The organism is Streptomyces sp. NPDC001868, assembly GCF_040297125.1.
Lineage (GTDB): Bacteria > Actinomycetota > Actinomycetes > Streptomycetales > Streptomycetaceae > Streptomyces.
In genome coordinates this window covers 1-2,171 of sequence record NZ_JBEOYO010000132.1, presented here as the reverse complement: position 1 = coordinate 2,171, position 2,171 = coordinate 1, and the positions used below count along the sequence as shown (strand labels likewise).

Genomic DNA, 2,171 nt, shown 5'->3' with positions numbered 1-2,171 from the left:
CGGCGGGACAATCAGGACGTACGCGGCGGACCGCACTAGGAGACCCGCACCCTCGTCGCGTGGACGGCGGGGCGGCCGTTCGTATGGGTTGACGACGAGGTCACCGACCGGGACCGGGCCTGGGGCGCCGTCCACCATCGGGGCCTGGCCCTGCTCCATCGCGTCGACCCCCGCCTCGGTCTCACCGACGGCGACTACGCCGCGCTCGACTCGTGGCTGCGACGGCCGTTCCGACCTGCGGGATGAGGGGCACTCTCGGGTTCGGTCAGTCGTACCGGATCAGTATCGGTCGTTCCGTGATGTGTTCCGTTTCGCGGTCGTCGACCTCGCGAGCGGTGCTGTCGAGGTACTCGACGCTGCGGGCGCCGGTGCCGAGGGGGGTGTCGGCCGTGCCCATGTGGGTCCAGCGGATGCGGGCCTTGCGGAGGGTGCCGTGCTCGTCGGGCATGAGGAACTCGCACTGCCAGACGTTCTCGGGCAGGGCGATCTGGAGGCCGTGGCCGCAGGAGCGGACGTCCGCGTGGGCCAGCCACCGCTGGAGGCGGGCGACGAACAGGCCCGCCTTGGTGGGTGGTTGGCCCTCGGCCTGGAGGACGAGGGGGATCTTGCCGTTGCCCCATGCGTAGAAGTACATGCGGGCCAGGCCCCGGTGCCGGGCGTACAGGCCCGTCAGATAGAAGCGGACCGCGTAGTCGGCCGCCGTGTCGTCCTGCAGCGGATCGTTCAGCGTCACGGTCTGCGTGGTGCCGGTGCTCCACAGCGGCAGGTGGTACCCCGCCCGCTGGAACGTCCGGTCGACATCGCGCACCGCCTCCAGCATGGTCTCCGGCGGGTCGGTGACCTGACGCTGGTACAGCTTGATCCCCGCCGCGTCGCAGTACTGGTAGCCGCCCGACTCGGCGAATCGCAGCAGGTATTCGTGTGCATCGGCCGTCCACAGCTCGGTGATCGAGGGGCACACCACGGTCGCGTCCGCGTCGGCCTCCCGGATGATGCGGCTCGCCCGCCGGGTCATCTCCACGAGTGTCGCGACGCTGCCGTTGTAGTGGTGCTCATGGTTCGCCATGACCCACAGCTCGTACGCGTCGATACGGGCACCCGCATGCCCTACGAGAGCACGCACGAAGACGTCCCAGTCGTCCAGGTCGTCCGGTGGCGCCGCTCGCGAACCGTCCGGATACGCGGCCTTCCGGGCCTCCGGGGCGGCCCAGGCGGGCGTACCGCCGAAGACGAACAACGTGGGCAGGCCCTCCTGTTCGGCACCGTCGAGGAGCCGGTCGAGCGTGGACCAGTCGTACTCCCCGCGTACGGGTTCCACCTGGGCCCAGCGGGTCTCGCTGTCCCACAGCCGCAGCGCGCCGGTCTGAAAGGACGGCATGGCCCCGCTGGAGCTGTTCATCGTCACGCCGAACAGTTCCGGATCGACGGGCTTCGGCGCCTGCGCCCAGCTCGTCGCCCCGGCCGGCGTCGGCACGGTCGTCGTCGCCGCCTCGTACGGGGCGCTCGCGACGGCGGTGCAGAGGACGACCAGTGCCATGACGGCGGCCAGGACGAACCTCGTGCCCAGGGGACGCCGCCGAACGGGCGCCGGCGCCGGCCCCTGCCCTGATTCCCGCCCCGCCCCTCGTTCCGGTTCCTGCCCGGTCGCGGCCCGCCAGCGTCGCAGCAGCGTGTTCAGTTCGTCCGCGTCGGCTCCGCACTCCTTGGCGATACGGACGACGAGGTCGTAGTCGCCCGGCACCCCCTTGCCGCTGCAGTACCGGTGAAGGGTGGAACTGCTGGTGAAGACCCGCCGCCCCAACTCCTGGTAGCTGAGGCCGCTGCGCCTCTTCAGCTCCGCCAGAACGGCGGCCAACTCCTTGGCTTCCCGCGTCCCGTCCAAGGCCTCTACCCCCGTGACACCTTGCTCCGACTTCCGCCCAGCATTCCATGCCCGTCCCAAACCGTCTGCAACGCACCAGGTCAACGGCGTGGCCCACGTCCCATGGCGAGTTGAGACGCGAGATCACTGGCCCACGGCCCAAACGGAACAGCACAGTTGATCTCGTCGGCACAGACCAACGTCCGACACGGAACGAACGAGAAACAGAACGAGACAGAGAACGGGGACGAACCACATGTCACGAGTCCGACGCACACTGACGGTCACGGCCATGGCCACCATGCTCACC

1 protein-coding gene and 1 pseudogene are annotated in these 2,171 nt (G+C 69.6%); one reads left to right on the top strand and one right to left on the bottom strand.

Annotated features, from left to right (window positions below; all coding sequences use genetic code 11):
* Positions 1–246 (top strand): annotated as a pseudogene (locus ABT147_RS47095) (HAD domain-containing protein); the annotation flags it as partial.
* A gap of 19 nt (positions 247–265) precedes the next feature.
* Here ABT147_RS47095 and ABT147_RS47090 read toward each other — a convergent pair.
* On the bottom strand, positions 266–1,882 hold the full coding sequence (locus tag ABT147_RS47090; RefSeq protein WP_351418707.1) for a helix-turn-helix domain-containing protein: 1,617 nt from the start codon (positions 1,880–1,882) through the stop codon (positions 266–268).
* Between the last annotated feature and the right edge of the window lie 289 nt (positions 1,883–2,171).